The 25,937-nt window shown below is 66.2% G+C and carries 21 protein-coding genes and 1 tRNA gene; 12 read left to right on the top strand and 10 right to left on the bottom strand.

Translation table 11 applies throughout. The features are described 5' to 3' along the window. Positions 1 to 72: 72 nt before the first annotated feature. Complete coding sequence (locus tag ACWETB_RS16380; RefSeq protein ID WP_452212282.1) at positions 73 to 2,439, bottom strand: DEAD/DEAH box helicase; 2,367 nt, start codon at positions 2,437 to 2,439, stop codon at positions 73 to 75. A 407-nt stretch (positions 2,440 to 2,846) separates the two neighbouring features. Here ACWETB_RS16380 and ACWETB_RS16375 point away from each other — a divergent pair, with 407 nt between their 5' ends. The 3 genes from ACWETB_RS16375 (at position 2,847) to topA (ending at position 7,109) form a co-directional block, all read left to right on the top strand. Further along, positions 2,847 to 3,050, top strand: a complete 204-nt coding sequence (locus tag ACWETB_RS16375; protein WP_004022110.1) for a cold-shock protein — start codon at positions 2,847 to 2,849, stop codon at positions 3,048 to 3,050. A gap of 100 nt (positions 3,051 to 3,150) precedes the next feature. Further along, on the top strand, positions 3,151 to 3,732 hold the full coding sequence (locus ACWETB_RS16370) for a hypothetical protein (RefSeq protein ID WP_449742315.1): 582 nt from the start codon (positions 3,151 to 3,153) through the stop codon (positions 3,730 to 3,732). Positions 3,733 to 4,046: 314 nt separating this feature from the next. Further along, the gene (gene topA, locus ACWETB_RS16365; protein WP_348805306.1) at positions 4,047 to 7,109 is read left to right on the top strand and encodes a type I DNA topoisomerase; all 3,063 of its coding nucleotides are present in this window, start codon (positions 4,047 to 4,049) and stop codon (positions 7,107 to 7,109) included. A 47-nt stretch (positions 7,110 to 7,156) separates the two neighbouring features. On the opposite strand, the gene ACWETB_RS16360 is transcribed toward topA, so the two are convergent. Continuing rightward, positions 7,157 to 8,614, bottom strand: coding sequence for an adenylate/guanylate cyclase domain-containing protein (locus ACWETB_RS16360; RefSeq protein ID WP_449742449.1), 1,458 nt, complete (start codon positions 8,612 to 8,614; stop codon positions 7,157 to 7,159). A gap of 173 nt (positions 8,615 to 8,787) precedes the next feature. On the opposite strand from ACWETB_RS16360, the gene ACWETB_RS16355 reads away from it, so the two are divergent. From ACWETB_RS16355 to ACWETB_RS16320, 8 genes are all read left to right on the top strand, one after another. Beyond that, positions 8,788 to 10,080, top strand: a complete 1,293-nt coding sequence (locus ACWETB_RS16355) for a DNA polymerase III subunit delta' (protein ID WP_452212280.1) — start codon at positions 8,788 to 8,790, stop codon at positions 10,078 to 10,080. Positions 10,081 to 10,176: 96 nt separating this feature from the next. Beyond that, positions 10,177 to 11,034, top strand: a complete 858-nt coding sequence (locus ACWETB_RS16350; protein ID WP_348805304.1) for an ABC transporter ATP-binding protein — start codon at positions 10,177 to 10,179, stop codon at positions 11,032 to 11,034. Continuing rightward, entirely contained in the window at positions 11,027 to 11,839 is an 813-nt protein-coding gene (locus ACWETB_RS16345) for an ABC transporter permease (protein ID WP_449742313.1), read from the top strand. Before ACWETB_RS16350 ends, ACWETB_RS16345 begins: the two co-directional genes overlap by 8 nt. Beyond that, on the top strand, positions 11,836 to 12,639 hold the full coding sequence (locus ACWETB_RS16340; RefSeq protein WP_348805302.1) for an ABC transporter permease: 804 nt from the start codon (positions 11,836 to 11,838) through the stop codon (positions 12,637 to 12,639). Before ACWETB_RS16345 ends, ACWETB_RS16340 begins: the two co-directional genes overlap by 4 nt. Positions 12,640 to 12,766: 127 nt before the next feature. After that, the gene (locus ACWETB_RS16335) at positions 12,767 to 13,849 is read left to right on the top strand and encodes an ABC transporter substrate-binding protein (RefSeq protein WP_449742312.1); all 1,083 of its coding nucleotides are present in this window, start codon (positions 12,767 to 12,769) and stop codon (positions 13,847 to 13,849) included. A 113-nt stretch (positions 13,850 to 13,962) separates the two neighbouring features. Beyond that, positions 13,963 to 14,184, top strand: coding sequence for a hypothetical protein (locus tag ACWETB_RS16330; protein WP_449742311.1), 222 nt, complete (start codon positions 13,963 to 13,965; stop codon positions 14,182 to 14,184). 9 nt (positions 14,185 to 14,193) lie between these two features. After that, entirely contained in the window at positions 14,194 to 14,625 is a 432-nt protein-coding gene (locus tag ACWETB_RS16325; protein WP_452212276.1) for a nitroreductase family deazaflavin-dependent oxidoreductase, read from the top strand. A gap of 357 nt (positions 14,626 to 14,982) precedes the next feature. Then, positions 14,983 to 16,572 (top strand): hypothetical protein, encoded by a 1,590-nt coding sequence (locus ACWETB_RS16320; protein ID WP_452212274.1) that lies wholly within the window; start codon positions 14,983 to 14,985, stop codon positions 16,570 to 16,572. Between the two features lie 552 nt (positions 16,573 to 17,124). Here ACWETB_RS16320 and ACWETB_RS16315 read toward each other — a convergent pair. After that, on the bottom strand, positions 17,125 to 18,054 hold the full coding sequence (locus ACWETB_RS16315) for a DMT family transporter (RefSeq protein WP_452212272.1): 930 nt from the start codon (positions 18,052 to 18,054) through the stop codon (positions 17,125 to 17,127). Positions 18,055 to 18,408: 354 nt separating this feature from the next. After that, positions 18,409 to 18,484 (bottom strand) — tRNA-Thr (locus ACWETB_RS16310). A gap of 167 nt (positions 18,485 to 18,651) precedes the next feature. Between ACWETB_RS16310 and ACWETB_RS16305 the strand changes: the two genes are divergently transcribed. Next, on the top strand, positions 18,652 to 19,104 hold the full coding sequence (locus ACWETB_RS16305; RefSeq protein WP_452212270.1) for a 4a-hydroxytetrahydrobiopterin dehydratase: 453 nt from the start codon (positions 18,652 to 18,654) through the stop codon (positions 19,102 to 19,104). Positions 19,105 to 19,265: 161 nt separating this feature from the next. Here ACWETB_RS16305 and fabG read toward each other — a convergent pair whose 3' ends face one another. From fabG to ACWETB_RS16275, 6 genes are all read right to left on the bottom strand, one after another. Continuing rightward, positions 19,266 to 20,024, bottom strand: coding sequence for a 3-oxoacyl-ACP reductase FabG (gene fabG, locus ACWETB_RS16300; protein WP_452212268.1), 759 nt, complete (start codon positions 20,022 to 20,024; stop codon positions 19,266 to 19,268). 64 nt (positions 20,025 to 20,088) lie between these two features. Further along, the gene (locus tag ACWETB_RS16295; RefSeq protein WP_452212266.1) at positions 20,089 to 20,865 is read right to left on the bottom strand and encodes an enoyl-CoA hydratase-related protein; all 777 of its coding nucleotides are present in this window, start codon (positions 20,863 to 20,865) and stop codon (positions 20,089 to 20,091) included. Positions 20,866 to 20,932: 67 nt separating this feature from the next. Continuing rightward, positions 20,933 to 22,057, bottom strand: a complete 1,125-nt coding sequence (locus tag ACWETB_RS16290; protein WP_452212264.1) for a CaiB/BaiF CoA transferase family protein — start codon at positions 22,055 to 22,057, stop codon at positions 20,933 to 20,935. A 54-nt stretch (positions 22,058 to 22,111) separates the two neighbouring features. Next, positions 22,112 to 22,927 (bottom strand): enoyl-CoA hydratase/isomerase family protein, encoded by an 816-nt coding sequence (locus ACWETB_RS16285; protein ID WP_348808341.1) that lies wholly within the window; start codon positions 22,925 to 22,927, stop codon positions 22,112 to 22,114. After that, positions 22,924 to 24,498, bottom strand: a complete 1,575-nt coding sequence (locus tag ACWETB_RS16280; RefSeq protein WP_452212262.1) for a class I adenylate-forming enzyme family protein — start codon at positions 24,496 to 24,498, stop codon at positions 22,924 to 22,926. The genes ACWETB_RS16285 and ACWETB_RS16280 overlap by 4 nt, the downstream gene beginning before the upstream one ends. 33 nt (positions 24,499 to 24,531) lie before the next feature. After that, positions 24,532 to 25,746, bottom strand: a complete 1,215-nt coding sequence (locus tag ACWETB_RS16275) for a beta-ketoacyl-[acyl-carrier-protein] synthase family protein (protein WP_059036368.1) — start codon at positions 25,744 to 25,746, stop codon at positions 24,532 to 24,534. Positions 25,747 to 25,937 lie beyond the last annotated feature (191 nt).

Below are 25,937 nucleotides of genomic sequence, written 5' to 3'. Positions count from 1 at the left end.
CAAGGGATCGTCAATCGGTGCTGCCGGTGTCCCGGAACATCCGCTGAACAGCGCATATCGGTGGCGATGGGCTCAGTCCGGCGACTGCAGCAGCCGGCCGATCAACGTCAGGGTCGCGATCGCACCGGCCTTGTCCAACGGGTCGTTGCCGTTGCCGCACTTGGGGGACTGCACGCAGGAGGGGCATCCCGACTCGCATCCGCACCCGGCCACGGCGTCGCGGGTGGCGGCGATCCAGGTGGCGAACGCACCGAATCCGCGTTCGGCGAAGCCCGCGCCGCCCAGGTACCCGTCGTAGACGAAGACAGTCGGTAATCCGGTGTCGGGATGCAGGTTGGTCGACAGTCCGCCGATATCCCAGCGATCACACGTGGCGACGAGCGGCAGCAGCCCGATGGCCGCATGTTCGGCGGCGTGCAAGGAGCCCGGCAGGCGGGTGGCGTCGACGCCGACGTCCTCCAGGGCCTCGGGGTCGAGGGTGTACATCACCGCGCGGGTGTGCAGTGTCTGGGGCGGCATGTCCAGTTCCACCGCGTCGAGGACCTCCCCGGACAGCAGCGTCCGCAGGTAGCCGACCACCTGGTGGGTGACGTCGACGTCGACGAGCGCGGTCCTCAGCGGTCCGTATGACTCCTGCGAGAGCGTGTCGGTGATGGTGATCGCGGTGGTCTCGCGCGCCGACGTCGTCCAGTCGGGTTCCTCCGGGTGGGCGAGCGCAAGCCCGTCGTCGAGGGCGAGTTCGTCGACGACGAAGGTGCGTCCCTGATGGATGTGCACCGCGCCCGGATGCACGGTCGCCGGGGCCCGTCCGGCGTCCACGGTGCCGAGCAGTTCCGACGTCGTCGCGTCGACGATGAGGATCTGTCCGCCGATCCCGCCGCGGATGTCGATGTCGCCGTGCGGATCCACCCCGGGCGCCGGATACCAGCCGGCCGCGCGGCGGCGCAGCAACCCTTTCGCGGCGAGCTCGGTGACCGTGCCGCGCGCACCCCAGCGTTCGATTTCGGTGTCCTGCAACGGGTATTCGGTGGCGGCGCACAGCAGGTGCGGTCCGAGGATGAAGGGATTGGTCGGATCGATGACCGGTGCCTCCACCGGGGTGCCGAGCAGGGCCTGCGGGTGGTGGACAAGGTAGGTGTCGAGGGGATCGTCGCGGGCGATCAGCACGACCAGGGCGTCGCCGGAGGTGCGTTGGCGTCCGGCCCGGCCGGCCTGCTGCCAGAAGGATGCGACGGTGCCCGGATATCCGGCGATGATGACCGCGTCCAGGCCGCTGATGTCCACGCCGAGCTCGAGGGCGTTGGTGGTGGCCACGCCGACGAGGTCGCCCGCCGAGATCGCCGCCTCGAGGCGGCGCCGGTCGTCGGCGAGGTAACCGGCCCGGTAGGCGGCGACCTTGTCCACCAGTTCGGGCGCACTGTGCGACAACAGCTTTCGTGCACCGAGGGCGGCGATCTCCACTCCGCGGCGGCTGCGGTGGAAGCACAGGGTCCGCGCCCCGTCGATCACGAAATCGGCCAGCAGTCGCGAGGATTCGGCTCCCGCGGAGCGTCGTACCGGTGCGTCGTTCTCGCCGGAGATGCCGGGCAGGAAGTCCGGTTCCCACAGTGCGACGGTGCGTTCGCCGCGCGGCGAACAGTCCTGCGTCACGCCGACGGCCGGTTCGCCGATGAGCCGGGACAATGCGGCGCCCGGATCGGCGACCGTCGCACTGGCCGCGATCACAGTCGGATCAGACCCGCACGCCCGTGCCAGACGCAGCAGGCGTCGCAACACCAGGGCGGTGTGCGACCCGAACACGCCTCGGTAGTGGTGACATTCGTCGATCACGATGTAGCGCAGGTGGCGGAAGAACTGGCGCCACTGGCCGTGGACGGGCCCGGCTGCCGTCGGTGTGCCCCGCGCCAGGACGCCGGTGAGGATGCCCAGATGCAGCATGTCGGGGTTGGTGAAGATCCACCGGGAATGGGTCCGGGCCCAGTGCCGGATCTCGGTATCGGTGTCGCCGTCGTAGGCGCACGGCGCGAGATGGGAGAAGGCGGCCCGGCCGGCGGTGACCGCGGAGACCGCCCGGATCTGGTCGGTGCCCAATGCCTTTGTGGGAGCGAGGTAGAGGGCGGTGGCGCGCGGTTCGTCGAGCATTGCGGTCAGGATCGGCAGTTGATACGCCAAGGATTTTCCCGATGCGGTGCCGGTGGAGATGGCCACATGCCGCCCGGCGTGGGCGTGTTCGGCGGCCTGCACCTGATGTGCCCATGGCCGCTCGATGCCGTGGGCGGCGAACGCCGATCGGACCTCGTCGGCGACCCACTCCGGCCACTCGGCGAAAGTTGGTGCGCGCGAGGGGATGACGGATAGATGAGTGAGAGGACCAGAGTCCGTTTCGGTACCGGCGAGGCAGCGGCGCAACAGTTCGGTTCCGTAGGTGTGCAAAGTCATAGAGCGTGCATCGGGGTCGTGTCCGCACCTCGTCGACGTCGCAGAGTTTCGCTGTCGGACGGGGATTCGAGACCGGATCGATATGTTCCTCACTGGCGCGGGGTCTGTTCAGATGTTACCGACAGATTCCATCTGCTCGAAATCGTCCACATTTTCATTCGTCGTGGTTGCTGCGACTATCGCTGACGCCCCGAACATGATTGACTATGTGCGGCCGCAGCTTCTCTCGGTACATCGTCACTGCGGTGTTCGGGGGAATCGGGTTGCAGCCGTGGTACTGAGTTTTACTCCTACGTGGGTGGTGTCCACCCATCCGGCGGGGATTCTTCGAGGTATGGCGGTCAGACCGGCCACGGTACGGGGCCACCCCGTACTTGACAGTTGGCATGATGTAAAGGAATGCAGTAATGGCACAGGGAACTGTGAAGTGGTTCAACGCGGAGAAGGGCTTCGGCTTCATCGCTCCTGACGAGGGGTCCGACGACGTGTTCGTCCACTACTCCGAGATCCAGGGATCCGGTTTCCGCACCCTCGAAGAGAACCAGCGCGTTGAGTTCGAGGTCGGACAGGGCACCAAGGGCCCGCAGGCGACGGGCGTCCGCGCCGTCTGAGCCGATCTCGCGGAGACGCGAACAGGCTTCTCAAAAACCGCTCCCGTCCTGATATCAGGCCGGGAGCGGTTTTTCGTGTCCGGGCAGTAATGTCGGTGGTGTGGGCCAGTTGGCGTTCTTCTCAGCCGAGACCGATGAGCCGGTGGTGGCCGATCTCGCGGGTCTGCTCGCCGGTTGGGGCCAGACGGCGTCGACGCGGTCGGGTACCCGGGTGTCGGTGGTCGTCGGTGCGCACTGGCGTGCCGACGCGATCGTCGAGGAGATGCGCAGCACCGGACTCGACGCCGAATCGATCACTTCGGACGAGGGCTCGCCGATCGCGCGCACCTCGGTTTGCCACGACCTCGACGTGTTGCACCGCGCGTGGTCGACCGGGGCGGTCAAGACGATGCCGGTCGGCTGGGTTCCCTCACCCCGGGCGCTGCGGTTCTGGGCACTGGCCACCGGACACGGTGATCACGGTCAGTATCTGCTCGGACTGGACCCGCACTGCCCGGACTCCCACGCGGTACTGGCCACCGCGCTCATGCGGGTCGGTATCGCCCCGACACTGGTCGGGACCCGCATCAACACCCCGGCGTTGCGGGTGTCGGGGCCCCGCCGGCTGGCCCGACTGGCCGAATACGTCGGCCGCGGACCCGCGGGGGCATCGGCCGGCGACTGGCCCGGCGACCCGTACTGACTGCCCCGGTCAGGTCACGGATCGGTGACGGATCGCGCCGATGTCGGCCGCGTCGTCGTCGGTGTGACCGAACCGCCCAATGTAGTCTGACCAGCGGATTTTCGGCCCCAAGGCCGTTCATTCGGAATGTCCGACGTGCCCCTGCGGGAATTCGGATGTGCAATTGACGCTATTAATAAGGTACAAACCCCACTGACGGATACCAGAACGGTTTTCTTCTACAGTGCAGGTGACCGCCCCCATGGCGACACCCACCGACGACACCCGCCGGCGACACCCACCGAAGCGAACAGTTCGAAAGCGAAGGACCCGCGTTGGCCGAGACCAGCACCACGACCCCCACGAGCGGGAAGGCGATCCGACGACTCGTGATCGTCGAGTCGCCCACCAAGGCGCGCAAGATCGCCGGGTACCTCGGGTCGAACTACGTGGTCGAGTCCTCCCGCGGTCACATCCGCGACCTGCCCCGCGGCGCGGCCGACGTGCCCGCGAAGTACAAGGGTCAGCCGTGGGCGCGCCTGGGCGTCAACGTCGACGACAACTTCGAGCCGCTCTACGTCGTCTCGCCGGACAAGAAATCGACCGTCACCGAACTCAAGTCCCTGATGAAGGACGTCGACGAGCTCTACCTCGCCACCGACGGTGACCGCGAGGGGGAGGCGATCGCCTGGCATCTCCTCGAGACGCTCAAGCCGAAGATCCCGGTCAAGCGGATGGTCTTCCACGAGATCACCGAACCGGCGATCCGCGCCGCCGCCGAGAGCCCGCGCGACCTCGACATCGATCTCGTCGACGCGCAGGAGACCCGCCGCATCCTCGACCGCCTGTACGGCTACGAGGTGTCCCCGGTGCTGTGGAAGAAGGTCATGCCGAGGCTGTCGGCGGGCCGCGTGCAGTCGGTGGCCACCCGCATCATCGTCGAACGTGAACGTGAGCGGATGGCGTTCGTGTCGGCGGAGTACTGGGACATCGACGCCACCATGGACACCGGTGCCGACTCCGACTCGACCCCGCGCACCTTCACCGCGCGCCTGGTCTCCGTCGACGACGCCCGCGTGGCCACCGGTCGTGACTTCACCCCCAAGGGCGTGCTGAAGAAGACCGACGGTGTGGTTGTCCTCGACCAGCAGCGTGCGACCGCATTGGCCGCAGCCCTCGACAACGCGGCGATGCAGGTCACCTCCGTCGAGGAAAAGCCCTACACGCGTCGTCCGTATGCGCCGTTCATGACCTCGACGCTGCAGCAGGAGGCCGGCCGCAAGCTGCGCTTCTCCTCCGACCGCACGATGCGTATCGCGCAGCGGTTGTACGAGAACGGCTTCATCACCTACATGCGTACCGACTCGACCACGCTCAGCGAGTCGGCGATCAACGCGGCCCGCGCACAGGCACGAGATCTGTACGGCGACAACTTCGTTCATCCGACTCCGCGTCAGTACACGCGAAAGGTCAAGAACGCCCAGGAAGCCCACGAGGCGATCCGGCCGGCCGGTGAGAGTTTCCGGACCCCCGGACAGGTCGCCGGGCAGCTCGAGACCGACGAATTCCGTCTGTACGAACTGATCTGGCAGCGCACCGTGGCCAGCCAGATGGCCGACGCCAAGGGCACCACCCTGAGCCTGCGCATCAGCGGCACCGCGACCAGCGGTGAGGTCGCCACCTTCGCGGCGTCGGGCCGTACCATCACCTTCCCGGGCTTCCTGTCTGCTTACGTCGAAACCGTCGACGATCAGGCCGGCGGCCAGGCCGACGACGCCGAGAACCGGCTGCCGCAACTGCGAGAAGGTCAGGCGCTCACCGCAACCGAGCCCTCCGCCGACGGGCACACCACCAACCCGCCGGCCCGCTACACCGAGGCCTCGCTGGTCAAGGTGCTCGAGGAACTCGGCATCGGCCGGCCGTCGACGTACGCGTCGATCATCGGCACCATCCAGGACCGCGGTTACGTCCTCAAGAAGGGCAACGCGCTGGTTCCGTCCTGGGTCGCGTTCGCGGTGGTCGGACTGCTCGAGGCCTACTTCGAGAGTCTCGTCGACTACGACTTCACCGCCTCCCTCGAGGACGATCTGGACCAGATCGCCAGCGGTCAGGAGAACCGCACCCGCTGGCTCACCGAGTTCTACTTCGGTGACGATGCGGCTGGGGGACAACATGATTCAGAAATCGCGAACTCCGAGATCGCCAAGCACGGTGGGCTGAAGAAGCTCGTCGGGGTCAACCTCGAGGAGATCGACGCCCGCGAGGTCAACTCGATCCGGCTGTTCGACGACGAGCAGGGACGTCCGGTGTACGTCCGGGTGGGCCGCTTCGGGCCGTACCTCGAGCGCAATGTCGCCGCAAGCCCCGACGCCGAACCGGATCTGCAGCGCGCCAATCTGCCCGCCGACATGACCCCCGACGAACTGACCCTCGCGGTGGCCGAGAAGCTCTTCTCGACCCCGCAGGAGGGTCGCGTGCTCGGCGTCGATCCGGCCTCCGGCCACGAAATCGTGGTCAAGGAAGGACGTTTCGGCCCGTACGTCACCGAGATCCTGCCCAGCGACGACGACGGGGACGACGGTGACGGGGGATCGTCGGGCGCGCCGGCCACCATCCCGGCCGGCCCGACCCCCCGCGACGGTGGTGCCGCCGACGGCGACGTGGTCCCGCTCGACGAGACCCCGACCGGGGGTGGCGCCTCGACCACCACGGCCACCAAGACCGCCGCCAAGAAGACGGCTCGCAAGACCGCGAAGAAGGCCGCCGGCCCCAAGCCGCGGACCGGCTCGCTGTTCAAGACGATGGACGTCGCCACCGTCACGCTCGAGGATGCACTGAAGCTGCTGTCGCTGCCGCGGGTGGTCGGAACCGACCCGGAATCCGGTGACGAGATCACCGCGCAGAACGGCCGGTACGGGCCGTACCTGAAGAAGGGCACCGACTCGCGGTCACTGACCAGCGAGGATCAGCTCTTCACCGTCACCCTCGAGGACGCACTCAAGATCTACGCCGAGCCCAAGCGTCGCGGTCGGCAGGCCGCCGCGCCGCCGCTGCGTGATCTGGAGCGCAACGACGAGGTGTCCGGCAAGCCGATGGTGATCAAGGACGGCCGCTTCGGCCCGTACGTCACCGACGGCGAGACCAACGCGAGCCTGCGCAAGGGCGACGAGGTCGGCACCATCACCGTCGAACGTGCCATGGAGCTGCTCGCCGATCGTCGCGCCCGCGGTCCGGCCAAGAAGCGCACCACCAAGAAGGCCGCCGCGAAGAAGGCCCCGGCCAAGAAGACCGCCGCCAAGAAGACCGCTGCGAAAAAGACGGCGGCCAAGAAAACGACGGCGAAAAAGACGACGGCCAAGAAGACGGCCGCCCAGAAGACGCCCCCGGCCGACGGCTGACCGAGCCGGCTGCCCGGAACAGACCGGCCTTATCGCTGCACGTGCCGCTACTGCTGCGGCGTCTCCACGAGCGGTCGCGCCAGCAGCGTCTCGATACCGCGTCCGCGCAGTTCGACGCCCTCGCCGATCTCCCAGTGCTCGGCCTCGCCCTGGGAGGCGAGGAACACCGCACGCGCCGAACCGAGCACGCGGGCCGGTTCATCCTTGGCGAGTTCGGTGAGCCGGGCGGCCTCATTGACGGGGTCGCCGATCACCGTGTACTCCAGTCGCTGCTCCGACCCGATGTGGCCGGCGATCGCCTTGCCCGCCGACACCCCGATGCCGATGTCGGTGTCGCCGAGGGTCTCGTAGAGTTCGGCGCGCAGTTCCCGCGCCGACGCCAACGCTCGGCCGGCGAAGTCTTCGAGGTCGAGCGGGGCACCGAAGATGGCCAGCGCCGCATCACCCTGGAACTTGTTGACGAACCCGCCGTGGCGGCCGACGACGGCCACCACCACCCGGAAGAACTCGTTGAGCAGGTCGACCACCTCGCGAGGTGGCCGGTTGACGGCCAGCCGGGTCGAACCGACGATGTCGACGAACAGGACGCCGACGTAGCGTTCCTCGCCTCCGAGTTCGGTACCGGTCTCGATGGCGCGGCGGGCCACGTCCTCGCCGACGTATCGGCCGAACAGGTTGCGCAATTGCTGCCGTTCGCGCAGGTCGGCGACCATGTCGTTGAACCCGGCCTGCAGCAGCCCGAGGTCGGAGCCGTCGTAGATCTTCACCGCGGCGTTCAGGTCGCCCGCGGAAACCTTCGCCTGCGCGCGCCGCAACTGTTTGATCGGATCGTTGATCGCCGCGACCACCCGGAAGATCGCGAGCACACTGAATGCCAGCGAGGCCAGCGCCATCCACAGGATGGGTCGGAGCAGCCCGGTCGCATCGGTCTCGATGAAGTGCAGTCGCTGCATCGTGATCAGGCCGACGATGACGGCCGTCGGGGCGACGACGCTGATCACCCAGAAGACGGTGATGCGGGTGGTGACGCCGGGGGCGATCGCGTTGTCGGGATTGTTGGCCATCGCGGCGACGGTGATCGGGCGCAGCACCTTCTCGAACTGCAGGAAGCTCAGAACGCAGGTCACCAGGGCGCCGATGACACTGGCCATCGCGACGATGAACGCATCGCGCCGCGAGACGGTGAGGTTTACCACGGTGAACAGGACGCCGCCGATCAACCACATGCCGACGTTCACCGCCGACAGCAGCATCGGCAGCTGGAGGGCGCGGCGTCGTGCCCCTTCGTTGTCCAACCGGGTGCGTCGCCGATGCCAGATGAGCACCGGCAGCGACAACTGGATGCTCAGCAGGGCCCCGACGATCATCGCCACCACCAGGTACACCGCGAAGATCGCCTGGTTGACGGCGGTGATCTCGTCGAGCCGGAACGAGTCGCTGGCCGGCATGCCGAACCGCAGGAATGCGAAGGTGAACAGGGCGCCGACGAGGTTGGCGCGCAGCATGTCGAGGGCAAGGATCGGCCACGGGGTGTGGACCAGCCATTTCCCCGTGTGAATGGCCTTGGACAGCCATGACCGACGTTGCACCACGTCGACCACGGTAGCTGGCTGCTTGCAATTGTTAAACGCGATTGGCCGGGACAGTACTGTCCCAGCTGCGGTTTAGGCTGGCTGCTGTGACAAATGTCTTTGACCGCATGATCGGACAGTCGGCCGTGGTCGCCGACCTGACCGACGCAGCGCGCGCTGCCCGCGGGCTGGCGAACCGCCTCGACGAGGCGGCGATGGGGTCGGTGTCGATGTTCTCGGACGAGGCGGACGCGGGCGCCGACGCTGCCCTGAATGCGGGTGCGCGTGCGTCGATGACCCATGCCTGGTTGTTCACCGGGCCGCCCGGCAGCGGCCGGTCGGTGGCCGCGACGTGTTTCGCGGCCGCCCTGCAATGCCAGCATCCGGACGTCGTCGGCTGCGGCGAATGTCGTGCGTGTACGACGGTGATGGCCCAGACCCACGCCGACGTCCGCAACATCGTCCCGCAGGGGTTGAGCCTGTCGGTGGACTCGATGCGCGAGATCGTTCAGGTGGCCTCTCGGCGCCCGGGCACCGGCCGTTGGCAGATCGTCATCGTCGAGGACGCCGACCGGCTCACCGAGCAGGCCGCCAACGCCCTGCTGAAGGTGGTCGAGGAGCCGCCGTCGCGGACGGTGTTCCTGCTGTGTGCGCCGTCGGTCGATCCCGAGGACATCTCGGTGACCCTGCGCTCGCGCTGCCGGCACGTGCCGCTTGCGACGCCGTCGACCGCCGATATCGAACGGGTCCTCATCGACCGTGACGGCATCGACCCGCCGGCCGCGTCGTGGGCGGCCGCGGTGTGCGGCGGTCACATCGGCCGCGCGAAGCGGCTCGCCACCGACGCCGACGCGCGTGCGCAACGCGAGTCGGCGTTGGGGATCGCCCGTGCGGCCACCCGGGACGCGACGGCCTACAAGGCCGCCGAGGACCTCGTCCGGTCGGCGGAGACGGCGGCCAAGGCGATCAGCGCCGAACTCGACGAGGCCGAGACCGACGAACTCAAGACCGCATTGGGTGCCGGTGGCACCGGCAAGGGGACCGCCCGGGCCCCGCGCGGCAGCGCGGGTGCGCTCAAGGAGCTGGAGAAGCGGCAGAAGTCACGGGCCACCCGGGTGGGGCGCGACGTCCTCGACCGTGCGCTGGTCGACCTCGCGGCGCTCTACCGGGATGCGCTGGTGATCTCCATGGGCGCCGGGGTGACCGCGATGCACCCGGACAAGACCGACGACATCACCCGGCCGTTGGCCGCCTATGCGAGCCCCGAACAGCTGCTGCGCTGCGTGGAGGCCGTGCTGGACTGCCGGGAAGCGTTGGAGGTCAACGTCAAACCGAAGTTCGCGGTGGACGCGATGGTCGCCCGGATCGGGCTCGCGATGCGCAGTCCGGTGCCGCGGTAGTCGGTGTCGCTCGGGCATCGCGATGTTCACCGCGAAGCGCCTCGGGTTACTCAACGGTAATAAAGGGGCAATACCGACCTTCTAGCGTGGCCTCGCATGGCCCCAGTTCCGGCGCGTCCACTCGGTACCGGTCTCGACATCACCGGTCTGACGAAGACATTCGCCACCCGCTCGATCCGCGGATCGAGTTCGGTCACCGCATTGTCTGAGATGTCCCTGCAGACCTCCGAGGGGGCGTTCCTGTCGCTGCTCGGACCGTCGGGGTGCGGCAAATCGACGGTGCTGCGCATCCTCGCCGGACTCGACGACGCCACCACCGGCACCGTCCTGATGAACGGTCAGTCGCCGTCGGAGCTGCAACGCAACCATCAGCTCGGGATCGCCTTCCAGGATTCCGCCCTGCTGCCGTGGCGATCGGTCGAATCCAACATCAAACTGCCGCTGCAGGTGGGCCGGATGCCCAAGGACGACGCGCTGGTGGCCGACCTGATCGAGCTCGTCGGTCTCACCGGATTCGAGAAGGCCAAACCGGCGATGCTGTCGGGCGGGATGCGTCAGCGTGTGTCCATCGCGCGCGCCCTGGTGGTGCGCCCGACCGCGCTTCTGCTCGACGAACCGTTCGGTGCGCTCGACGACATGACCCGTCAGCGTCTCAATATCGAACTGCTGCGGATCTGGACGGAGAAGCCGGCCACCACGCTGATGGTCACCCACGGTATCGCCGAGGCGGTCTTCCTGTCCGACGTCGTCGCGGTGATGAGTCCGCGGCCCGGTCGGGTGATCGAGATGGTGCCGATCGACCTGCCGCGCCCACGCACCCCCGAGATGATGCGCACCCCCGAATTCCATGCGCTGCACGACCATTTGTCCGGTCTGTTGTTTGGGGCCAAGCCCGCCGGCGGTGACACCGGTGCCGGCGAGACCGCCATAACCGCAGGGGCCGCGCATGAGTAGCGCGGTCGTCGGGCAGGCCGCGACCGGCCGCTGGGGTCGGCTGGCACCCGACCGGTGGGCCGCCGGTGCCATCGGGATCGTCGGACTCATCGGCCTCTGGTGGCTCGCCGGTGCCCTCGAATGGTTCAACGGCACCATCCCGACGCCCTGGGCGGTCCTGGCCGCCATCGGGGATCGGGGACTGCAGTTCTACGTCGACAACTTCTCGGCCACCATCTCGCTGGCCTTCCGCGGATTCCTGTGGGGCAACGGGCTGGCCATCGCATTGGCGTTGTTGGTGATCATCATCCCGCCCGTCGAGGGGCTCGCGACACAGCTGGCCATCATCTCCTACTGCACGCCGATCATCGCGGTCGCGCCGATCATCCAGGTGGCCTTCGCCGAGGTGCAGACGATGATCGTGTTCCTCGCCGCGATCTCGGTGTTCTTCACCACCATGATCGGCACGCTGTCCGGCCTGCGGTCACCGCACCGGGGCAGCCTCGACCTCGTACGGGTGTACGGGGGCGGACGATTCGCCCAGCTATGGTTCGTGCGGTCCGTGGCCGCCCTTCCCAATACGCTTGCCGCGCTCAAGATCTCGGCACCCGCGGCGGTGCTGGGTGCGGTTCTCGGCGAGTTCCTGGCGATGCCCGAGCAGGGTGCCGGGCCCGCGATGATCATCGCCCAGCAGGCCGGTGACATCCCACAGGTGTGGGCGATCGCGCTGCTGTGCGGCGTGGTCGCAGGCATCGGGTACGCGATCATCGCGGTGATCGCGCGATTCGTCACCCGGTGGTCCACCGGGACGGCGGTGACGCGATGAGTGTCGGCGCATCGAGTCTGTGGACGATCGCGAAGTTCCTCGGATCGCTGGTCCTGTCGTTCGTGCTGATCCTGGTGATCTGGTGGCTGTTCCTGCTCGCCTTCCCCGACATCGGGCCGATCATCGGCCGCACCCCGAGTGACGTTCTCGCCTACCTGTTCACTGATCCCGACGCCGGGCAGAACCGCCAACAGATCACCGATAACCTCTGGATCACGTTGCAGGACTCCGCAATCGGATTCGTCACCGGAATGATCGCGGCGCTGGTGGTGGCCGCGGTGTTCGTGGTGTCGCGGCCCGCGGCGCAGACCTTCATGCCGATCGCGATGCTGCTGCGGTCGGTGCCCCTCGTCGCGATGACCCCACTGATCACCATGATCGTCGGACGCGGTGTGGCGGTGGTGGCGGTGATGGGCGGAATCGTGGTGTTCTTCCCCGCCCTGGTGATGATCATGACCGGATTGGCCGCCGCTCCCAAACACCTCGACGACGTGGTGGCCGTCTACGGCGGAGGTCGCTGGACCGCGTTGCGCGTCTCGGCGATCCCGTCGGCGGTGCCGTCGCTGTTCAGCGCTGCCAAGGTGTCGGTGCCCGGTGCCATCATCGGTGCCACCGTCGCCGAGTGGCTGGCCACCAATAAGGGGCTGGGAGCAACTCTGCAGCAAGCACTTCCGGCCGCGGCTTACGATGAACTGTGGGCCTCGGTGCTGGTGATCACGGTGTCGTCGATCGTCATCTACGCCATCGTCGGCGTGATCGAGACCGTCGTGCTGAGCCAGATGGGAATGACGCCGGCCTGAGATGACCACGACGGTGGGCGATACGAAAAACCATGCAGGGCAACGGCGCTCTCGCTGACACCGGAGAACAGACAACCGGAGAATACTCGGCGGATCACCGACGTCCGCCGGGAGGGGAGAAGGAACAATGACACAACACCACACGCCCGCCCGGGGTTTCGATCGCCGATCGTTCCTGCGCTACTCCCTGATGGCGGGCGGTGCGGCCGGGGCACTGGGTGTCACAGGGGCCCTCTCGGCCTGCAGCAGCGGCAGTTCCGACACCGGGGGCGCCTCGTCGACCAACCCCAAGGTGCAACTCTCCTGGCAGAAGAACATCGAATTCGCCGGTGAATACTGGGCTTTGGAGAAGGGGTACTTCGAACAGGCAGGACTCGGCACCCCCGAACTGCTCACCGGCGGCGGCGCCGGAACCGGCGTGGAGACCGGCCTGACGTCGAACAAGGTGTGGATCGGGATGACCGCCCCGCAGCTCACCGCGCCGGTCATCCTGCAGGGCGCCGCCCTCAAGACCGTCGCGGCGACCTTCCAGAAGAACCCCTTCTGCATCGTCTCCTCGGCCGGCGCGCCGATCACCACGCCACAGCAGATGGCCGGCAAGAAGATCGGTGTGCAGGCATCCAACGAGAACGTCTTCAAGGCGCTGCTCACCGCCAACGGGATGACCGAGGCCGACGTCCAGAAGATCACCGTCCAGTACGACCCGACGCCGCTGACCAAGGGTGAGGTCGACGGATGGGTCGCCTACGTCACCAACGAGCCGATCACGTTGGCGGAGTCCGGTTTTGCCAATACCAACTTCCTGTTCGCCGATTTCAACCTGCCGCTGGTGGCCGAGACGCTGGTGGTCCGGCAGGAAACCATCGACAACGAACGCGACAAGGTGAAGGCCTTCCTCAAGGCCGACATCGCGGGCTGGTACGACGCCGTCGCCGACCCGGCCGGATCGGCGAAACTCGCCGTCACCAAGTACGGCAAGGACCTCGGACTCGACGAGGCCGAGCAGACCAAGGAGGCCACCGCACAGAACGGTCTCGTCGTCTCCGCCGACACCAAGGCAAACGGCCTGCTGACCATGACCGACGCGCTCATCGACCAGAACATCGAGGCGCTGGCCAAGGCGGGCTACACCCTCACCGCCGACCAGATCTTCGACATGTCGCTGATCAAGGAGGTCTACGCGGAGAACCCCGACCTCAAGCGGGCCTGACCGGCGGCGGCCGCGCCCACGGGCATCTCCCGGGGCCGCGGCCGCCGGCTCTTGTACCCTGGACGGCGAGTATCGGCCGGAGAAACCGGTGCCGCGGTCGGCGAGGAGTGAGCATGTCGGACTTCATCAACAAGATCAAAGAGGACGCCAAGGCGCTCGGCGCGGCGATCGACAACGAACTCACCGTGCTCGAAGGCGTCCCCGGCTACGACCCGCTCGCCGACGAGACGTCGGACGACAGCGCAGCGTCCGTCTCTGATGCCCCATCTTCTGGTGACGCTCCCTCCGACGATCCGGCCTCCGATGACACCGAGGGCGGCGGCTCGTCCGCGTAGGGCCCTGTCGTGGCCAGTCTCTTCGTGCGTGCGTTGCACGCGCACCAGTGGATCTACGAGCACTCCGGTGGCCTGATCGGGCATCGGCTGTTGTTCGGCAATCCGACGCTGCTCCTGCACATGACCGGACGCAAGACCGGTCAACCCCGCACCACCGCCCTCACCTACGCCCGGGACGGGCAGGCCTACCTCGTCGTCGCGTCCAACGGCGGATCGCCGCGTCCGCCGGCATGGCTGGCCAACCTCAAGGCCATCCCCGACGTGGAGATCCAGGTGGGTCGCAAGCATATTCCGGTGACCGCCCGCGCCACCTATCCCGACGACCCCGACTACGCATTGCGCTGGGAGATCGCCGACAAGGTGAACGGTGGTCGGTACGCGCAGTATCAGGCCAAGACGAGTCGGCCGATCGCGATCGTCGAGTTGATACCGCGCGGCTGATTCCCGGGAATCACGCTGAGCGATAACGTCTTCCACCCATCCTTCACCGCGCGGCGTAGTGGATGAGACGCTGGAACCCACGAACCGGCCACCCCCAACCATCACCGGCACCGCCGACCCATTGCTGAGAAGCGACTGAGACAATCCTGAATACGCAACGGCCTCCCGGGCTGAGAACGCTGCCGTCACCGTCACTCGCGCAGTCTCTTTGATCTCTTTCGTTCACGTGTACGAACCTGAGAGAAAATCAGCGATTAGGCAGATCTGCGTGGTTTGTCTGGATTAGCCTTCGTGGCGCACTGCCGGGGAAGCGGGGGGCTCCTTCTCCACCGGACACGACACAAGGAGCCTGCACCCATGGGACGACACAGTCTCGTTCGCGAACCCTTCACCCGCCGCGCCGCCGTCGGCGCCGCCGCACTGACCGCCTCAGCTGCCCTGACCGCCGGACTGGCGTTCGGGGATGGGCAGGCGCAGGCGGCGAACCCTCAGGTCACGAGCGGGTTGGCGAGCATTCACGACCAGACGACGGCCTTGCTGAACCAGATCATCGCGCAGCTGGGGATCGAGTCGACGAGCGCGCTGGGTGGCGTGTCGTTGGATCCGGCGGGTGAGGTTAGGGATCTCATTGAAGATGGGTTCGATAGTCTGCCACTGTCAGTTCAAGCTGCGCTTTCAGTGCTAGGCGTGGGCGTCGACGACATCCTGGAGTACTACGATTCGCGACTTGGCAACTCGACGACAATAGCGATCCTTCCGGGCTTGGCGGCGGGCGCGGCGCTCGGTGGTGACAACACCACGTTCGCTCTAGCAATCCTCGGTCTGGCCGCCGCCACCGCAGGTGTCAACGACCTCGAGAACTACCTTCCTCAAGACGTGATCGATGCGATCAATGGCGTGCCGGGTGTAGGGCCCCTGATCATCACGGGAATCGAATCCCTCCTCCCCGAGGACGTCATCTTCTGCTTCGGCGGTCTCGCGGTAGCGAACTCGTCGACCGCCGGATCATGCGCCAATATCGCTGCGACGGTGGACCTTCGGTATGACAAACCGGACGGTCGAGTGGAACTTGCGCTCACCAATCCACTGTCGGCGCTCAGTCTGCTCACCGACACGGATCAGCTCACGCAAATTGTGCTCAATGCCCTGACAGGAGAACCGATTTACCTGACCAAGGACTTCGCGCGCCTGACGTTGAACGGTGCGGGCTCAGGCGTCGCACTGACAAGCAGCTATGGCTACACCGGGCCTGTGACCATCGGATGGTTGGGGTCGTCGCTGGTGCTCTTCCCCGGGGCTTTCAAAGCACATGGTGATCCTCTTGGCTTGGGCGTGGACTTCGTCAACTACCTCAGCCTCCCGACGTTCTCCTTCGGCACGCCGTCCTCGGCGCTCCAGCTGATCCCCACCTTCGACGTCCCGGCCTTCAATGTGCTGGACCTCTTCGACATCCCCGCCTTCAACACCGGTGACTGGCTGTCGGGTCTGGGCTCGTCGACGTTGGCGAGCACCACGGTGTCGACGCAGTCGCTGCGTGCCGCCCAGCCGACCCTGATGAGTGTGTCCACGGAGGACGACCCGTCGATCGATCCCGCCGCGGTTGTGGATGAATCAGGCGACGGCGGGTCGGGCGACGGCGGATCCACCGACGGCGGATCCACCGGCGGTGGCGGCACGGGCGGGGGTGTGCAGACGGGCACCGAGACCGGTGGTGGAGCCGATGAGGACCAGTCACCGGTCGAGGATGACGCCCCCGCGCCGGTTGTCGTGGACAGCGACGACGACGATGACACGATCGACCCGCCGAATCCGGCCCCGCAGTCGGAAACCGAAGATGCCGCACCCGAGGAACCGACCGCCGGTGACGCATCGTCCGAAGACGACACGTCGGCAGACGAGACATCTGCCGATCCGGCGTCGAGTCCCGCGGTCACGCCGGCGGCCTGAGGTCGGCGCAGACCGCATGCACGCCGATGCCCGGGGGCCAGTGCCGTCCCCGGGCATCGGCGTGTCCTACGAGCGACGGACAGCCCGCCGACGCTCGGGGGAATCCGCAAGAACACCGAAGCCGCACTGATCCTGTTCGTCATCACGACGATCCTGGCGGCGACGTGGTGACCAGGGTTTCTGGGATGCCGTGGGGAGTGGATTGGTCTTCGCGCGATCGCCTTCGTGGTCTACACCGTGTGGAACGTTCTGGTGCGTGAGTTCCGTCGCGGATGGAACGGGGGAGCGACCTCGTCGCGGCGGCGAGGCAAAGTCGCTCCGGCCAAAATCGTTGTGTTACAGCATTTTCCGGCGTTCGTCAACCAGTCGATCGGCGACTGTCGGGCCTCCGGTTCCATCGCGTTCAGGATAATCGATTGGCGTTCACGCTCGGCGACCTGATACTCTCGTCACCACGTTCACGCGATGCTGTAACTCGCTTGTTGAACCAGAGGCCGGGGTGGATTACAGAAATCCCCCGGTCTTGTCCAAACTTCCTCGGCGCATCCCGGATCAGTCGGTCTGGGGTTCGCCCAGCGTGCCGTTCGACTGGAGCCCTCCGGAATCGGTTGCGGCGGTGGCTGCGTCGGGTGCAGCGTCATCGGGTGCCGAGAGCCGACCCAGCATGATGGTCGACGCCAACATCATGGCGAGTGCGACGATCACGACGATGTCACCGGCGTGCCCGACCCGCAGGCTTTCCTGGTAGATGGTGAGGCCCAACGCCATTGCGACAACCGGTTTGAGCACGGTCACCGCGGGCAGGCTGGTCTGCACGTCGCCGGCCTGGTAACTGGACTGCTGCCACAGAGTTCCGAGGGTGGCCGTCACCGCCATCGCCCAGAACTCCCAACTCGTCAACCCGGTCACGATGCCGTGACCGAACTCGGCGATGGTGGTCTTGGTCAGCGGTGCCGAAACCCCCAGCAGCACACCGGCTGCGATCGCCAGGGTCAACGACCGCCAGGTGCCGTGCGGCAGTCGAGAGCCGACTCCGACACACGCCGCGACCAGCGGGACGATGATGACGATCGGGATGATCCACGCACTGAACGTGGGATCCTCGATGCCGTGCATCGGCTGCCCCAACACCATGAACACCACCAGCGAGGCGAAGAGTATTGCCGCCCAGAACCATTCGCGGGCAAGCAGTTTGCGGTGTTCGGTGATCGCGGCCAGGGGTAGTGCAAACAGCAAGGTGCTCACCAACAGTGGCTGAACCAGCATGAGACTGCCCACCGCCAATGCCCACGCCTGCACCCCGAACCCCAGAACGTCGGCACTGATTCCGAGTAGCCAGGTCTTGCGGCGGGCGAGGGTGACGAGAAATCCTGCGCCGGTGGCGCCCTCGTCCGGCAATCCCTGGGTACCCTTCGCCTGCAGCACCGACGCCAGGGCGAACAGCAGCGCGGCAACCAGGGCCAGGATCATCGGCAGGATCACGTCGACTCCGCAACTTCGAGGTGTTCGGCTGTCATGGACACCGCTAGAGGTTACCCGTGACGAGCGCTTCCATGTCCGCTACGTCCGTATGTCGAGTCGCGGCCACCACACGAATGTCTCCGGTTGCGGCCCGGTCGGTTGTGGACTTCGCGGTGCTCAGGCGGTCGCGGTCGTGCTGCCTGGCCGTCGACCTCGCGGTGGTGTGTGCCGCCGCCGCGACGTTCGTCAACTTGGTCTCCGATATCGCCCGCACCGGTGCCACCCGACGTCGGTCGGGTGGCGGTTGGTCCTGCTGACGTGCCGGAACCAGCGATGCGGTCACGCTCGAAGACGGCCGTCAACTGCGTGTTCTCGTGGAGCCGCCCAGGGGAATCGAACCCCTGACCTATTCATTACGAGTGAATTGCTCTACCGACTGAGCTAGGGCGGCGTGCTGCGCGAGGCAGCGCCCACGAGTGTAGCGAGTGGGCTTCGGGGAGCCAAAACCGGCCGGGCCTCGGTCGGCGATGCAAGGTCGTATCGTCGGATCGTGACCGCTCCACGTAGCCGGTAACCGCTGCCGAAGCCACTGAGCAGCTCGGCGACCCCTGGCGCGTGATGGCCGACGCCGCTCATGCGTCATTCCGCACCGGGAACATGGTCACCGTTGGCACCTTTGTCGTCCGCATCATCGATGCCTCCGAGCGGGCCGATCACCATCCCGACATCGACCTGCGATACGGCTCAGTGCACATTCGTCTGAGCACGCACAGCAATCGCCGCATCACCAGGGTCGACGTCGCCCCGGCCAATACGATCGCGGCGATCGCCGCCGAGCTCACGCTTGCAGGCACCCCTGCCCGTTCGGGCGCGTCGACATCGACCTCGCCGCACTCGACATCGCCGCTCGCACCCTTCTGGCGGGCGGCGCCGGCCTACGTGACGGGCCCGAACACCACGGCCGACCTCGAGGACCCCGACGGCATCCTGCCGACGGTGTGGGTTTCAACAGATGGACACCGAGCGACCGCAACGCAGCCGCACCCACGTCGGCCCATGGGTTTCCCATGATGCGGTCGCCGAGCGGATGGCTGCGGTGATCGCGGCCGGTTGGCACCTCGTGAGCGACGAGTTTGCGCCCGAATGCGTGGGTGCTGGCCGACGTTGAGGGTAACGAGATACGCCTATGAATCTGGCAAGACCGGATCGCCCTCGAAACCGATGTGTTCAGGTCAGACCGTGGGCCCGCCGGTGGCGTAGATGACCTGGCCGGTGACATAGGCCGAATCCGGCCCGGCCAAGAAGGAGGCGACTCCAGCAATATCCTCGGGCTGGCCGACCCGACCGAGCGGGATCTGCTTGGACGCCGTGGCCACGAGATCATCGAACTCCATCCGCATGCGTGCGGCAGTCGCTCGGGTCATCGCCGTGTCGACAAAGCCGGGAGCGATGGCATTCGCGGTGATCCCGAATCGACCCAACTCGACGGCCAGCGTCCTGGTGAACCCTTGGATACCGGCCTTGGCTGCGCTGTAGTTGCTCTGCCCACGGTTGCCCAACGCGGCGACCGAGGAGATGTTGACGATGCGGCCGGCGCCGGCGGCCGCCATGAACGGCTGAACCGCCTGAGTCGTGATGAAGGCCGCGCGCAGGTGCACGTTCATCACGTCATCCCAATCCTGCAGTGTCATCTTGTGAAAGAGGTTATCGCGGATGTATCCGGCATCGTTGACCAGGACGGTGGGGTCCCCAAGGGTCTGCTTCGTCGATTCCGCTGCTGCGGCAACGGCATCGGGATCGCGGACGTCGGTCACCACGTGGTGCACCGTGCCCTTATTCGACAGCCTTTTGGCGGTTGGCTCGAGTTCGGAGGCATCGTTGTCGAGCAATGCCACAGCCATGCCGTCGGCGAGTAGGCGGGCGGCTACTGCTGCTCCGATGCCGCGGGCGGCTCCGGTGACCATGGCCACCTGAGAAGTGTTTTCAGACATGGATTCTCCTGATCATTGAGTGGTGGAGGTGTAATTGAGTGGTGGAGGTGTAGTTGCGGGCTCGTCAGCGGCCGACGAACCGGGGTTGACGCTTCTCCAAGAATGCGTGGCCGGCCTCGGTGGCATCGGCGCTGAGGCCGGTCGCCACATGTCGACGGCATTCTGTGCGAAGGCATTCGGTGAAGGAGAGTTCTGTGGCGTCATTGAGGTTGGCTTTGATCGCGGCGAGGGCAAGAGGCGGGCCGGCGGCCAATCGCTGGGCCATGGCGTCGAGGTGCGACTCGAACTCTGCGGCGACGACGCTCTGCGATGCCAGGCCGATCTCGACGGCCCGAGCGGCGGTGACTCTCTCGTTGAGCAACAAGACTTCATGGGCGCGGGCCGACCCGATGAGTCGGGTCAACGACCATGACAACCCGAAGTCACCGCTCATGGCCGCGGTGAGAAATGCGGCGCGAAAGACCGCCGATTCGGAGATCACCCGGAGATCGCAAGCGGCGGCGAGTGCAAAGCCCGCACCTGCGGCCGCGCCGTCGACCGCAGCGATACTCACCATGTGACCTGCGCGCAGGATCTCTGCCGCCCGGACGTGCGCGCGCAGACGGCTTTCGGCCACCGCAGGGGTGAGCCCGGTGTGATCAACGGTGAGATCACCACCCGCGCAGAAGGCGCGGCCTGCCCCGCGGATGACGACGACCCGGGTTGACTCGTCGCCGTCCAGCGACTCAAGGGTTTCCACGAGCTGGTCGAGGAGGGCGTCGTTCATCGCGTTCATCGCCTCGGGACGGTTGAGGGTCACCGTGGCGATTGCGCCGCTCCTGGCGAGCGTCACTTCGTTCATTACTGTCTCCTGATGAGTTGGGGCGCCGCAGACGGCGCGTGATCGGTGGCGTAGACATGGCGGGGCTTCACATATCCGGCCAGCCGGTCAGCCCGGTCGGTTCGGTGGTGTCGTGCGCGGCCGAGATCTGTTCTGCTGTCATGCCTGCTCCCGACAACACAGCCTCAGTCTGGTCGGTGCGATCAGTGGCACCGGCTCGCGCGGGAGTACGCGAGAGCCGGGGGATCGCCGGAGCAGCAGAGTCATAGGTGAAGCTGTGCCGGTACCGGATATGAGAATCGGCGGACACCTCGTCGGGGTCGAGGACCGGGGAGACACAAGCATCCACTCCGGCGAAGACCTCGGTCCATTCCGCACGGGTGCGCGAGGCGAATACCGCGGTGAGGTCGGCCGCGATCCGTGGCCAGGCGGTGCGTGGATACTGGGGTGGCACCGCACCGAGCCCGAGCGTTGACCACAGTGCTGCAAAGAATTGCGGTTCCAGCGCGCCGACGGCCATGTATCGGCCGTCGGAGGTTTCATAACACCGGTAAAACGGTGCGGCTCCGGCTAATACGCTCTCCCCGCGGCTGGGGGCGGCCGAGGTTCCCCACATCTGGCGGTGCATGGACATCAGCGACACTGCCCCGTCCACCATCGCCACATCGAGGTATTGGCCGGCCCCGGAGCGGGTGCGCTCGAAGAGCGCGGCAACGATGGCCATTGCCGCCACGAGAGAGCCTCCGGCGAAGTCTGCCACCAGGTTCAGTGGGATGCTCGGCGGACCATCGGTGGGCCCCAACATTGCCAACATTCCGCTCATCGCAAGGTAATTGATGTCGTGGCCGGCCGCGTTCCGCATTGGTCCGTCCTGGCCGTATCCGGTCAGGGAACAGTAGATCAGGTCGGGTCTGATACCGCGCAGATCGTCATAGCCTGCCCCGAGTCTTGCGGCGACACCGGGGCGAAAGCTCTCGACAAAGACATCGGATTCGGCGGCCAGCCGATGCAATGCCTGTTGGCCAGCAGTAGATTTGAGATCCAACGAGATAAACCGCTTGCCCCGGGACACCGCATCCAGTGGTAGCCCTGCCCGACCGCCGCCCACGACGGTCACCTCGGCGCCGAGATCGGCGAGCAGCATCGTCGCATAGGGGCCGGGTGCCAGTCGAGACATGTCGAGGATCGATACCCCGGATAGTGGTCCTGTCATGGGGGCGGCGTATCGAGTCTCATCAATTGTCGGCGGTACGTCGGTGCTCATCTCTCAGCGCCCACTGAACTTGGGAGTACGTTTGCCGACAAAGGCACTGATGCCCTCGGCCACGTCGGCGGTGTGATTGATGATCTCCACGGCATACTCGGCTTCGCGCAGCGATTGATCAAGAGTCTGCACGCCGGCGTTGCGCACCAACCGCTTGACGATTCGGGTAGTCAGTGGTGCGGTGGCCGCGAACTTGCGGGCGAGTGCGAGGGTGGCGCTCGCGGCGTCGTCGACGACCTCGGTGAGCAACCCCAGCTCGAGTGCCTGTTGTGCATCGTAGATCTCGTTGCCCCACAGCATCTTTAGTGCCTGGTCGGTGCCCATGGCGTGACTGAACAACCATGCTCCCCCCTCATCGGGGAGCAGGCCCACGCGGCCGGAGGTGTCGCCGAGTCGGGCGGTGGCATCGGCGATGCGGATATCGCACGCCAGCGCCAGGGCCAGACCGCCGGCAACTGCAGGGCCGCTGATCATGGCGATGACCGGCTTCTCGCAGATCGCCAGGGCTCGGATCACCGAGTGCATACCTTCTCGAATCACCACCCCATGCCCGAACTCGACGGCCGCGGCGTGCTCGGTCTCATACGTGCTTGTGAGATCCCCGCCGGCACAGAAGGCCCCGCCCGCACCGGTGATGATGAGTACCCGTGCGGTGTCATCGGCGGTGAATTGCGCTATTGCCGAAGTTATTTCGATAGCAGTCTGGGTTCGGTAGGCATTGCGCAGAGGAGCTCGGTTGATGGTGATCCGGCGAATGCCCGGTTCCCAATCGTCGACGACGATATCGGTCGACGGGTTGGATACGAGGGGTTGGGTCATCGTGGTCCTCCGGAGATCTCGGCCGGTGTGGTGTCCCTGGCTTGTCGTGTCAGTGAGCGGCGGTCCGTCTTGCCGGTGGGCGACAACGGTAGTGAGTCGAGAAAGTGAATCCGCCGCGGGTGCGCGTATGCAGGACCTTCGGTAAAGAAAAACTCGCGGAGGCTCACCTCATCCAGGTCGGACCCGGTCTCACGAACGATGAAGGCAACTGGCACCTGCCCTTTGGTGTCATGAGGCAGGGCGACAACCGCGACATCGCGTACCTGTGGATGCCGGGTCAGGATCGCCTCGACCTCGGCCGGATACACGTTTTCGCCACCGACATTCATGCGATCATCGGCGCGCCCCCGAAAGTAGAGCCAGCCGTCTTCATCACTCACGGCCAGGTCGCCGGTGGCGAACCAGCCGTCGGCCTTGCGTTTACGGGCATCCTCATCGGGCCGTCCCAGGTAACCCAGCGTGGTACACAGCGGGCTGCGCAACCACAGTTCGCCGGTGTTGCCGGGGGCTACCTCTTCCCCGTCGTAGTCGACGATCCGGGCCTCGAATCCAGGCAGTGGCCGGCCGATGCTTCCGTTTCGGCGAGGACCGATGAGGGGGTTCATCGTCGCGGCAGGGCCACATTCGGTGAGCCCATAGCCCTCCACGAAACGCGCATTGGGGAAGACCTCGGTGAGCCGGTCGATCAGGCTCGGTGGCATCGGAGCCGAGCCGCAGCAGATCAATCGCAAGGCGCTGTAGTCGCGTGCGAGTTCCGAATCAGGCTGGGACAACATGAGTTTGAACATCGCCGGAACCCCCAACGAGTAAGTGGCTCGCTGTTCGGCAAAGGTGCGCAGCACGGTAGCGGGCTCGAAGGAGGGCAGGATATACACAGAACCGCCGACAAAGAGCATCGGCAGAATCCCACATGCTGCGGCGTTCATATGGAACAGCGGGGCTGCCAGGACGACTCGATCCGAGGGATTGAGATAGCAGTTCTGACTGAGTAGTTGGGCATCGCGCAACAGCATCTGGTGGGCAAGTTTGACACCTTTGGGGGTGCCGGTGGTCCCGGAGGTGTAGGGCGCCCAGGCCAGTTCCTCAGGGTGTGAACTCATCTCGGGTCGCTGGGCCGGCGACGACGCCAGCCATGCCTCGTGTTCGACCATGTGTGATTGAGATCCATCCGCCGTGACCGCCAGTATTGCGCGTTCATCGTCGGCAAAACATGCGGCGTGGGCTGCGGCGGTGGTGCCGGCAAGGACGGCGACGGCGCCGCTGTCGTTGAGATGCATTCGGTGCATCGCTTCGGTGAGGTTGGGATTCACCGGGACGGCAACGGCACCGGCACGGATTGTTCCCAAGGTGGCCTCGACAAACCGGATATCGTTCTCCCACAAGATGAGTACTCGGTCGCCGGCGTGAATCCCGGCGGCGAGAAGCCCGCACGCCACCCGATTGATTCGCTCGTCGAGTTCACGATAGGTGAAGGTACGGTCGTGTTGGATCAGTGCCGGCTCGTCGGGGCGGAAGTGGAGTCCGAAGTCGGTGATCGCGCCGAGGTTGTCGGTGAACGCAAATCCGGGCATGAGTGGTCCTTTCGGTGGGTGTCGCCGAGTTCTTCAGTCTCGGCTGATGACCAGCGAGGCGTTTTGGCCGGCGAAGCCGAAGGCATTCACCTGAAAGGCGTCGAGATCGACTGAGCCCGGGGAGCCGAGCGGAACACGAAACTGGATGTCGGGTTCGAGATCGGTGGTCGAGGCGGTCGGCGGGAGGGCTCGGGTCGCGAGGGTGTGCAGACCGGTGATGACGCCCATCACTCCGGCTGCCCCGGCCGTATGCCCGACATGACCTTTGATGGATGTGGCACACACTGACTCGCCGAAAACGGTGTTGATGGCCAAGATCTCGGCGGCGTCGCCGACAGGCGTTCCAGTGCCGTGTGCCACGACCGCGCCGATCTCGCCGGGGTGGAGCCCGGCATCGGTTTGGGCCGCCTGCATTGCCGCTATTTCCCAGCGCGCAGACGGATCGGGGGAGGAGGGGTGATAGCCGTCGGACAGCGAACCATAACCGCGGACGATTCCGTCGATGCGGGCACCGCGAGCGCGGGCGTGTTCGGCGCGCTCGAGGATCACTACGCCCGCACCGTCGCCTCCCATGACCCCCTTGCGATTACGGTCGAATGGGCGGCAGATCTCGTGCGGGTTGTCGATGTCGGTGGGTGACATGCCGTACCGGGCGGCGCCGAGGCTGCTGATCTTGACGCCACCGTTGTCGGTTCCGCCGGCGATCGCCACATCGGCCTGGCCGCTGGCGATCATGCGTGCGGCAATACCGATCGCGTCCAGCGACGATGCGCATGCGGTTGAGATCGTCAGCAACGGGCCATGAAGATTCCAGCGCAGCGCGATGTGTCCGGCCGCCATGTTGGGCCACGCCATCATCTGTAGCTTTTTGGGTACCGAGCCGTAACCGCCTGCGTCATAAGCCTCTTGGGCTCCGGCGAGAGTTGCTGCTCCCGCCATCGAGGTACCCATGACCACGGCGGTGCGAAGTGGGTCGAGCTGGCCGATCCCGCAATCTGCGACGGCCTCGGCGGCGGCGGCCACGGCGTACTGGGCGAATCTGTCGCTGCCGCGTTCGGTGCGTTCATCGAGCCAGTGAGTCGGGTCGAATCCGGTGACCGGGGAGTAGTAGAGATGACCTCCGGTCTCTGCCGACCATGGCGTGGCTTCGACTGCCACGGTGGCTTTGTCCAGACCGGCGCAGAAGTCGGGGATGGTCAGGCCGAGGCTGGAGATCACGCCCTGTCCGGTGATCGCGACGGTTGTCATGTCGGAGTCCTCTCGCCAGTGCCACCGCTATGTGACGGCGGGCACATGAAATCTAGCGAGAATATGACATTGATGTCAATATCAAGTCTGCGGATGTGGACGCGGATGCGGGCGCAGACAAGCCCCGGGCGGTCGGCTGGAGCACCAGGGCGCGGCGGTGGTTATCGGTGGGGGAGCGCGGGGTGAATCTC

It is taken from the genome of Gordonia sp. NPDC003950 (assembly GCF_053605205.1).
This window is presented reverse-complemented; position numbering and strand designations above follow the sequence as displayed.

Bases quoted from the DNA above. Each gene is read 5' to 3' on its own strand.
- ACWETB_RS16380 (WP_452212282.1), bottom strand. From the start codon at position 2,439: ATGACTTTGCACACCTACGGAACCGAACTGTTGCGCCGCTGCCTCGCC.
- ACWETB_RS16375 (WP_004022110.1), top strand. From the start codon at position 2,847: ATGGCACAGGGAACTGTGAAGTGGTTCAACGCGGAGAAGGGCTTCGGC.
- ACWETB_RS16360 (WP_449742449.1), bottom strand. From the start codon at position 8,614: ATGCTGCGCGCCAACCTCGTCGGCGCCCTGTTCACCTTCGCATTCCTG.
- ACWETB_RS16350 (WP_348805304.1), top strand. From the start codon at position 10,177: ATGGCCCCAGTTCCGGCGCGTCCACTCGGTACCGGTCTCGACATCACC.
- ACWETB_RS16345 (WP_449742313.1), top strand. From the start codon at position 11,027: ATGAGTAGCGCGGTCGTCGGGCAGGCCGCGACCGGCCGCTGGGGTCGG.
- ACWETB_RS16340 (WP_348805302.1), top strand. From the start codon at position 11,836: ATGAGTGTCGGCGCATCGAGTCTGTGGACGATCGCGAAGTTCCTCGGA.
- ACWETB_RS16335 (WP_449742312.1), top strand. From the start codon at position 12,767: ATGACACAACACCACACGCCCGCCCGGGGTTTCGATCGCCGATCGTTC.
- ACWETB_RS16330 (WP_449742311.1), top strand. From the start codon at position 13,963: ATGTCGGACTTCATCAACAAGATCAAAGAGGACGCCAAGGCGCTCGGC.
- ACWETB_RS16320 (WP_452212274.1), top strand. From the start codon at position 14,983: ATGGGACGACACAGTCTCGTTCGCGAACCCTTCACCCGCCGCGCCGCC.
- ACWETB_RS16305 (WP_452212270.1), top strand. From the start codon at position 18,652: ATGGCCGACGCCGCTCATGCGTCATTCCGCACCGGGAACATGGTCACC.
- fabG (WP_452212268.1), bottom strand. From the start codon at position 20,024: ATGTCTGAAAACACTTCTCAGGTGGCCATGGTCACCGGAGCCGCCCGC.
- ACWETB_RS16295 (WP_452212266.1), bottom strand. From the start codon at position 20,865: ATGAACGAAGTGACGCTCGCCAGGAGCGGCGCAATCGCCACGGTGACC.
- ACWETB_RS16290 (WP_452212264.1), bottom strand. From the start codon at position 22,057: ATGACAGGACCACTATCCGGGGTATCGATCCTCGACATGTCTCGACTG.
- ACWETB_RS16285 (WP_348808341.1), bottom strand. From the start codon at position 22,927: ATGACCCAACCCCTCGTATCCAACCCGTCGACCGATATCGTCGTCGAC.
- ACWETB_RS16280 (WP_452212262.1), bottom strand. From the start codon at position 24,498: ATGCCCGGATTTGCGTTCACCGACAACCTCGGCGCGATCACCGACTTC.
- ACWETB_RS16275 (WP_059036368.1), bottom strand. From the start codon at position 25,746: ATGACAACCGTCGCGATCACCGGACAGGGCGTGATCTCCAGCCTCGGC.